The organism is Nocardioides sp. NPDC006273, from assembly GCF_040613495.1.
GTDB lineage: Bacteria > Actinomycetota > Actinomycetes > Propionibacteriales > Nocardioidaceae > Nocardioides.
In genome coordinates this window covers 70,396-78,368 of sequence record NZ_JBEXSD010000021.1, presented here as the reverse complement: position 1 = coordinate 78,368, position 7,973 = coordinate 70,396, and the positions used below count along the sequence as shown (strand labels likewise).

At 68.8% G+C, this 7,973-nt stretch carries 7 protein-coding genes; 3 read left to right on the top strand and 4 right to left on the bottom strand.

Annotated features, from left to right (window positions below; genetic code table 11):
• Positions 1–161 precede the first annotated feature (161 nt).
• Entirely contained in the window at positions 162–824 is a 663-nt protein-coding gene (locus tag ABZZ22_RS11740) for an LON peptidase substrate-binding domain-containing protein (protein ID WP_354931042.1), read from the top strand.
• The gene (ybaK, locus tag ABZZ22_RS11735) at positions 824–1,321 is read left to right on the top strand and encodes a Cys-tRNA(Pro) deacylase (protein ID WP_354931039.1); all 498 of its coding nucleotides are present in this window, start codon (positions 824–826) and stop codon (positions 1,319–1,321) included. Before ABZZ22_RS11740 ends, ybaK begins: the two co-directional genes overlap by 1 nt.
• 40 nt (positions 1,322–1,361) lie before the next feature.
• On the opposite strand, the gene ABZZ22_RS11730 is transcribed toward ybaK, so the two are convergent.
• A complete protein-coding gene (locus ABZZ22_RS11730; protein WP_354931036.1) occupies positions 1,362–1,976 on the bottom strand; it encodes a hypothetical protein in 615 nt (204 codons plus the stop codon).
• Complete coding sequence (gene dnaE, locus ABZZ22_RS11725; protein ID WP_354931033.1) at positions 1,961–5,545, bottom strand: DNA polymerase III subunit alpha; 3,585 nt, start codon at positions 5,543–5,545, stop codon at positions 1,961–1,963. Before dnaE ends, ABZZ22_RS11730 begins: the two co-directional genes overlap by 16 nt.
• 161 nt (positions 5,546–5,706) lie before the next feature.
• Here dnaE and mmuM point away from each other — a divergent pair, with 161 nt between their 5' ends.
• Entirely contained in the window at positions 5,707–6,570 is an 864-nt protein-coding gene (gene mmuM / locus ABZZ22_RS11720; RefSeq protein WP_354931030.1) for a homocysteine S-methyltransferase, read from the top strand.
• Positions 6,571–6,592: 22 nt separating this feature from the next.
• Here mmuM and ABZZ22_RS11715 read toward each other — a convergent pair whose 3' ends face one another.
• Positions 6,593–7,069 (bottom strand): GNAT family N-acetyltransferase, encoded by a 477-nt coding sequence (locus tag ABZZ22_RS11715; RefSeq protein ID WP_354931027.1) that lies wholly within the window; start codon positions 7,067–7,069, stop codon positions 6,593–6,595.
• A complete protein-coding gene (locus tag ABZZ22_RS11710; RefSeq protein WP_354931048.1) occupies positions 7,056–7,964 on the bottom strand; it encodes an RluA family pseudouridine synthase in 909 nt (302 codons plus the stop codon). The genes ABZZ22_RS11715 and ABZZ22_RS11710 overlap by 14 nt, the downstream gene beginning before the upstream one ends.
• Positions 7,965–7,973 lie beyond the last annotated feature (9 nt).

The following is a 7,973-nucleotide window of genomic DNA, read 5'->3' as shown; positions in this document are numbered from 1 at the left end:
TGCCTCCATCCCTGACGAGGAGGCCGCCGACACGAGCCGGCAGGCGTGCGAGCGGCTGGTCGCGAAGACCGCGCGGTCCCGGGACACCTCGGTGCAGACATCACGCCGCCACCCCCGTATCCTGGCGCTCGCGCAACGGCTTGCGCGACGGAGGTGGTGGCGTGAACGAGCGGCTACCGATGTTCCCGGTCGGCGCTGTCCTGTTTCCCGGCGTGACGCTGCCGCTGCGGGTCTTCGAGGACCGCTACCGCGCGATGGTGCACCACCTGCTCCGCCAGGAAGAGGAGGAGCGCCACTTCGGCACGGTCGCGATCCGCGAGGGCTACGAGGTCGGCGAGACCGGCGCCCAGTCGCTCTACCGGGTCGGGGTGAAACTGCTGATCACCGAGGTCGAGCAGCACCACGACGGCTCCTTCGATCTCGAGGTGCTCGCTGTCGACCGGATCCGGATGGACAGCCTGGTCAGCAGCGGTGACTTCCCCGTCGCCGACATCGAGGAGATTCCCGAGGAGCACGTCGCCGTCCCGCGCGCCATCGTCGACACCGCCCGGGCCACCTTCACCGCCTACCGCGCCGCGCTGCTCGAGTTCCGCGAGGACCCGTTCACCGGCTCGCTCCCCAAGGACCCGGAGTTCCTCTCCTGGACCATCTCGGCCACCACTCCCCTGCCGATGCCCGACCGGCAGGCTCTCCTGGAGGCACCCGACGCCGGGATCCGCCTCGGTATGGTCACCGACCTGCTCCGAGCAGAGCTCAGGGCGATGAACGTCATCCCCTCGCTCCCCGCCACCGAGGTCGCCCGCACGAAGTGGTCGCCCAACTGATGCCGAAGAAGCAGGCCGGGAAGCGAGCCGGCGGCACTCCCGCGACCGTCGCCCTCACCCGGGCCGGCATCGACTTCACGCTCCACCCCTACGAGCACGATCCGCGCGCCGAGTCCTACGGCCTGGAGGCCGCCGAGGCCCTCGGCGTCGAGCCGGGGCGGGTCTTCAAGACCTTGATGGCCTCGCTCGACGGCAACCTCGTGGTCGGCATCGTCCCGGTCACCCGCCAGCTGGACCTCAAGGCGCTCGCTCGTGCCCTCGGCGGCACGAAGGCGCAGATGGCCGACGTCGCCGCCGCCGAGCGCGCCACCGGGTACGTCGCGGGCGGGATCTCTCCCGTCGGCCAGAAGCGTTCCCACCCCACCGTCCTCGACGAGTCGGCTGCGGCGTACGAGACCGTCTACGTCTCTGGCGGCCGCCGGGGTCTCGACCTCGAGCTCGCTCCGGCGGACCTGGTCGCGATCACGGACGCCACCACCGCACCGATCGCCAGGTAGAGCCACCCCGGCGCTGCTGCCGGGCGTGAGCACGCCGGCCTCAGGAGCCGGGCTGATCCTCCGGGTCGTCGAGCTGGTGCGGCGCCCACATCAGGAAGATGACCATCAGCGCCAGCATCGCCGAGCCCGGGACCAGCAGAACCAGCCACGGCGAGGCCAGCTGGAAGCTGTCCTCGAGCACGGTGCCGTCAGCGGCGCCCTTGGCGAGACTGTTCGGGTCCTCGGGGGAGAGCGACGAGGTGACCAGCAGCATCAGGGCCCCACCGATCGCTCCCCCGACCGTCACCGCGGCGAGGGTGACGAGCTCGGAGCGGTTGAGCCAGACCGCGGCCGCGATGCCGACCAGCAGGCCGAGCACGATCGCGCAGACGGAGAACCATGCGGTCGCCGCGAAGACGCCCTGGTCGATGTTCTGCCCGATCGCGGGCGGGTCGATCGAGACGAGGCCCCGATACCACTTGTCCTCGAGCACCATCCCGGTCGGCGGGGTCCACAGGGTGGCCGCGGCGAGACCCGCCGCGAGACCGCCGACCACGAACGCAGCCACGGTGATGGCCACCTGGATCCACACCGGGCGGGACAGGTCGGGGCGCGCGGCGCGGCGGACGGTCGGGTGAAGACTGGGCGGCGGCGGCACGATCAGATTGTCAGGCATCCTGGTCCGAGGAGGTGTTTGAGGTCGGCGAACAGCTCGGGAGTCGGTGCCACCCTCAGCCGGTCATCGAGCTTCATGACCCGGGTCGCGTCCCGTGTCATCAACCGTAGCCTGACCTCGGCTACTCCGGGATAGGTGGTCAGTACGTCACGCAGCGATGCGATCACCTGCGGCGTGCACCGCGTCGACGGCAGCGAGATCACCACCGGTCCGCCCGCGGCGCCCGGACCGCCGGTCAGGTCCGGGACGGTGACCTCCTGGCCGCGCAGCTCGGGCTGGTCCTTGTCGCGGGAGAGCTGGCCCTTGACCCGGATGATCGAGTCCTCGACCAGGTGCGGCGCGGCCAGCTGGTAGGACGAGGGGAAGAGCAGCACCTCCACCGAACCCTCCAGGTCCTCCAAGGTCACCGTCGCCCAGGCGTCACCCTTCTTGGTGATCCGCCGGTTGACGTTCGTGACCAGCCCGGAGACCGTGACGGTGGTGTTGTGGGGCCGGGACTCATCGGTCATCAGCTGGCCGATGGTGCAGTCGGTGCCGTTGGCGAGGACGTGCTCGAGACCCATCAGCGGATGGTCGGAGACGTAGAGGCCGAGCATCTCGCGCTCGTGTCCGAGCAGGGTCATCTTGTCCCACTCGTCCATCTCGGGGATGGCCACCGAGACGCCGAAGCCGTCGCCGCCGTCCTCCTCGAGGCCGCCGAAGAGCGAGTCCTGCCCGATCGCCTCGTTGCGCTTGATGTCGATGTACTGGTCCACCGCGGTCTCGTGGATCGCCACCAGCGCGCGGCGGCGGTGCTTCATGTCGTCGAAGGCACCGGCCTTGATCAGCGACTCGATCACTCGCTTGTTGCAGGCCCGCTCGGGCACCTTGGAGAGATAGTCGTTGAAGTCCGCGAAGCGACCCTTCGTGGTGCGCGCCTCGATCATCCCGTCGACCACCTGAGCGCCCACGTTGCGCACGGCGGTCAGGCCGAAGCGGATGTCGGAGCCGACCGCGGTGAAGTCGTGGGCGGACTCGTTGACGTCGGGCGGCAGCACCGCGATCTTCATCCGGCGACACTCGTTGAGGTAGATCGCCATCTTGTCCTTGTCGTTCTTGACCGAGGTCAAGAGCGCGGCCATGTACTCGGTCGGGTAGTTGGCCTTCAGGTAGGCGGTCCAGTAGGTGACCACGCCGTAGGCCGCCGAGTGCGACTTGTTGAAGGCGTAGTCGGAGAACGGCAGCAGGATCTCCCAGATCGTGTCGATCGCCTTCTGGGAGTAGCCACGCTCGAGCATGCCTGCCTGGAAACCGGCGTACTGCTTGTCGAGCTCGGCCTTCTTCTTCTTGCCCATCGCGCGGCGGAGGTTGTCCGCCTGTCCGAGCGTGAACCCCGCCAGGACCTGGGCGATCGACATCACCTGCTCTTGATAGACGATCAGGCCGTACGTCTCCCCCAGCACCTCCTCGAGCGGCTTCTCGAGCTCGGGGTGGATCGGCACGATCGGCTCACGGCCGTTCTTGCGGTGGGCGTACTTGTTGTGGGAGTCGGCGCCCATCGGGCCCGGACGGTAGAGCGCGGAGACCGCGGTGATGTCGGCGAACCGGTCGGGGAGCATCGAGCGCAGCAGGGCACGCATGCCGCCACCATCGAGCTGGAAGACGCCGAGCGTGTCGCCGCGCTGCATCAGCTCGTAGGTCGCCTTGTCGTCGAAGGGGACCTCCTCGAGCACCAGGTCGATGTCCCGGTTGGCGCGGATGTTGTCCAGCGCGTCCTCGAGAGTGTGGAGGTTGGAGAGGCCCAGGAAGTCCATCTTGACCAGGCCGAGCGCCTCACAGGTCGGATACTCGAACTGGGTGACGACCTGGCCGTCCTGCTTCGGCTCCATCAGCGGGACGATGTCGATGATCGGCTCGGAGGCCATGATCACGCCCGCGGCATGGATGCCGGTCTGCCGGATCTGACCCTCGAGACCGATCGCGGTCTCGTAGATCTTCTTCACATCCGGGTCGGTGTCATGCAGAGCGCGGAAGTCGCCACCCTCGCCGTAGCGCTTGTGGTCGGGGTTGAACAGCTCCTTGAGCGGCACCCCCTTGCCCATCACGTCGGCCGGCAGCGCCTTCGTGATCCGGTCGCCGATCGCGAAGCCGTGGTCGAGGATGCGGGCGGCGTCCTTGATCGCCTGCTTGGCCTTGATCCGCCCGAAGGTGGCGATCTGGGCGACCTTCTCCGCGCCGTACTTGTCCATGACGTACTTGATCGTCTCGCCACGGCGATGGTCGTCGAAGTCGATGTCGAAGTCGGGCATCGAGGGACGCTCGGGGTTGAGGAACCGCTCGAAGAAGAGTCCGTGCTCGAGCGGGTCGAGGTCGGTGATCCGCAGCGCGTAGGCCACGATCGAGCCCGCACCCGAGCCACGCCCAGGGCCGATCCGGATCCCGTTGTCCTTCGACCACTGGATGAAGTCGGCGACCACCAGGAAGTAGCCCGGGTAGCCCTTCTGCAGGATCACGTCGATCTCGAACTCGACGCGGTCCCGGACCTCCTGGGTCGTCTTCTCGCCCGGGTAGCGCAGCTCGATGCCGCGCCAGGTCTCCTTGCGCAGCCACGACTCCTCGGTCTCGCCCTCGGGGATGTCGGCGAGCGCCATGTAGCCACCGGTCGACTCCGTGAACTGCACGTCGCAGCGCTCGGCGATCAGCAGGGTGTTGTCGCAGGCCTCGATCAGGTCCTGCCGGCCCCACAGCTCACGCATCTCGGCGGCGGTCTTGATGTAGTAGCCGCTGCCCTCGAAGGCGAACCGCTTGCCGCCCTTGGAGTAGGGCGGCTCGGTCATCCGGCTGCCCGACTGGACACACAGCAGCGCCTCGTGGGCGCCCGCGTCCTCCGGGCTGGTGTAGTGGGAGTCGTTGGTGGCCACGGGGGCGATGTTCATCGCCTTGCCGAGCTTGAGCAGGTCGTCGCGGACCCGCTTCTCGATCGAGATGCCGTGGTCCATCAGCTCCAGGAAGACGTTGTCCTTGCCGAAGATGTCCTGCAGCTCACCGGCTTCCTTGAGTGCCTCGTCCCACTGACCCAGCCGCAGCCGGGTCTGGATGGCGCCGGAGGGGCAGCCGGTGGAGACGATGATCCCCTTGGAGTGCTCGGCGAGGATCTCCTTGTCCATCCGCGGCTTGAAGTAGTAGCCCTCCAGGCTGGAGCGGGAGGAGAGCCGGAAGAGGTTGTGCATCCCCTCGGTCGACTCCGCCCACATCGTCATGTGGGTGTAGGCACCACCGCCCGAGACGTCGTCGCCGCCCTCCTGCGCCTGATCGCCGCGGCCCCACCGCACCCGCTTGCGCTCGCCTCGCGGGGTGTTGGGGGTGATGTAGGCCTCGATGCCGATGATCGGCTTGACGTCGTGAGCCTTCGCCTTCTTCCAGAAGTCGTAGGCCCCGTGCATGTTGCCGTGGTCGGTCATCGCGATCGCCGGCATCTCCAGCTCGGCGGTACGGCTGAAGAGCCCGTCGAGGAGCGAGGCACCATCCAGCATCGAGTATTCGGTGTGGACGTGCAGGTGGACGAAAGAGTCCTTGGAGCCGGCCGCCATTGGCGTAGAGCCCTCCTCGAGGTCGAACGGATGGAGCGGGCGCAGGAGCCCGTGCACAAACGGACGACCTGGGGGAAGGACTACAGACTATCTGGCGGCGCCGACAGTTTCATCGACGCCCCAGGGCGTTTCTCGGGCGCCCCGACGTACAGTCTCCAGTTGTGGTGACGATCCTCGACGGCGGCCTGTCCAACGCACTGGAAGCACGCGGTCATGACGTGTCCGGTGCCCTGTGGACGGCTCGGCTGCTCGATGAGTCGCCCGAGGAGATCGCGGCGGTCCACCGCGCCTACTTCTCCGCCGGCGCCGACGTCGCCACGACCTCCAGCTATCAGGCGAGCGTGCCCGGATTCGTGGAGGCCGGGATGACCCAGACCTACGCCACCGAGCTGCTGCGCCGCAGCGTCCGTATCGCGCGCGAGGTGGCCGAGGAGGCTCCCGGGCGCCTGGTCGCCGCCTCGATCGGACCCTATGGCGCCTACCTCGCCGACGGCTCGGAGTACCGCGGCCGCTACGGGGTCACCGCGGCCACGCTGCGCGACTTCCACGCACCCCGGCTGGCGCTGCTCGAGACCGAGGACCCCGACCTCATCGCGGTCGAGACCATCCCGGACACCGAGGAGGCCGAGGTGCTCGTGGACCTTCTCGACGACATCGGGCTACCGGTCTGGTTCTCCTACTCCTGCGCCGGCACCCGCACCCGCGCCGGCCAGCCCCTGGCCGACGCCCTGGCGCTGGCTGCCGGCATCCGCTCGGTGGTCGCCGTCGGCGTCAACTGCTGCGACCCGGCCGACGTCCCCGCCGCCGTCCAGCTCGCCACCGCCACCGGCGAGCCCGCCGTCGTCTACCCCAACACCGGCGAGACCTACGTCGATGGCGCCTGGTCCGGCACCCCTCACTTCCGCCCCGGCGAGGCCCTCTCCTGGGTGCGCTCCGGGGCTGCGTACGTCGGCGGCTGCTGCCGCGTCGGCCCGCGCGAGATCGCCCTCATCGCAGCCGAGATGTCCCACCTGCAGGCCGAGTAGTCACACCGACCAGCCGCTCAGGTCAGGGCCAGACCATCCGTACGTCGGGGGTCTTCTCCTGGTTGGCGGAGCCGTCGGTGCGCTCGACCTCGCGCAGCCCGTGGCGGGCGTAGAAGGCTCGCGCGGGCGTGTTCATCTCGAAGACCCAGAGACCGAAGCCGTCGGGGGCCAGCGACTTCACCAGATCGAGCAGCATCGCGCCCAGACCGGTGCCCTGCACGCGGGGATGCACGAAGAGGTCGTCGAGCCAGGTCGGGGTGAAGGCGACGAAGGCCGAGACCACGCCGGCCACCTCCGCGACCCAGACCTGCGCCCCCTTCTGGGGCGCCAGGACCTTGACCGCCAGCCACTCCCGGATGTCCGACTCCGGGTAGATCGGAGCCGGCATCGGCGCGGCGGCGCGGGCCTCGATGTAGGTGCTGACGATCTCGGCGATGTCCTCGGGCTCCGCTACGCGAAGAACCGCCTCAGCCGGAGTCGCGGATTCAGTACTGTTCACGGACATAGGCGAGCGCGTGCTGGAGATCGTCGGGGTAGGTCGACTCGAAGGCGACGTACTCACCGGTCTCCGGGTGCTCGAAGCCGAGCCGCATCGCGTGCAGCCACTGCCGCTCCATCCCCACGCGCCGGGCCAGGGCGGGGTCGGCGCCGTAGGTGAGGTCGCCGACGCACGGGTGCTTCAGCGCCGACATGTGGACGCGGATCTGGTGGGTGCGGCCGGTCTCGAGGTGGATCTTCAGCAGGGAGGCGAACCGATGCGCCTCCAGCGTCTCGTAGTGAGTCACCGAGTGGCGCCCGTCGGCCCGGACCGCGAACTTGTAGTCGTACTTCGGGTTGCGCCCGATCGGCGCGTCGATCGTCCCCTCGAGCGGGTCGGGGTGGCCCTGGACCAGCGCGTGGTAGGTCTTGTCGACCGTCCGGTTGCGGAACGCGTTCTTGAGGACGGAGTAGGCGTGCTCGGACTTGGCGATCACCATCACGCCCGAGGTGCCGACGTCGAGTCGCTGGACGATGCCCTCGCGCTCCTTGGCACCCGACGTGGAGATCCGGAAGCCGGCGGCCACGAGGTGACCGACGACGGTCTTGCCCTGCCAGCCCGGCGAGGGGTGCACGGCCACGCCCACGGGCTTGTCGATCACCACGAACGCATCGTCGTCGTAGACGATCTTGATGCCCTCGACGATCTCGGGCTTGATCTCCAAGGGGTCGGCCAGCGACGGGATCGTGGCGTCGAGCATCGACCCGGCGCCGACCCGGTCGCTCTTGGCCACCGGCGAGCCGTCCACGGTCACCAGCCCCTCGGCGATCAGCTCCGCCGCTCGGGTGCGGGAGAGGCCGAACAGCCGCGCCATGGCGGCGTCGACCCGTTCTCCCTCCAAGCCGTCGGGCACCATCAGCGTGCG

Excerpts from the sequence above, each read along its gene's own strand:
- ABZZ22_RS11730 (WP_354931036.1), bottom strand. The coding sequence starts at position 1,976 with ATGCCTGACAATCTGATCGTGCCGCCGCCGCCCAGTCTTCACCCGACC.
- dnaE (WP_354931033.1), bottom strand. The coding sequence starts at position 5,545 with ATGGCGGCCGGCTCCAAGGACTCTTTCGTCCACCTGCACGTCCACACC.
- ABZZ22_RS11710 (WP_354931048.1), bottom strand. The coding sequence starts at position 7,964 with ATGGTGCCCGACGGCTTGGAGGGAGAACGGGTCGACGCCGCCATGGCG.
- ybaK (WP_354931039.1), top strand. The coding sequence starts at position 824 with ATGCCGAAGAAGCAGGCCGGGAAGCGAGCCGGCGGCACTCCCGCGACC.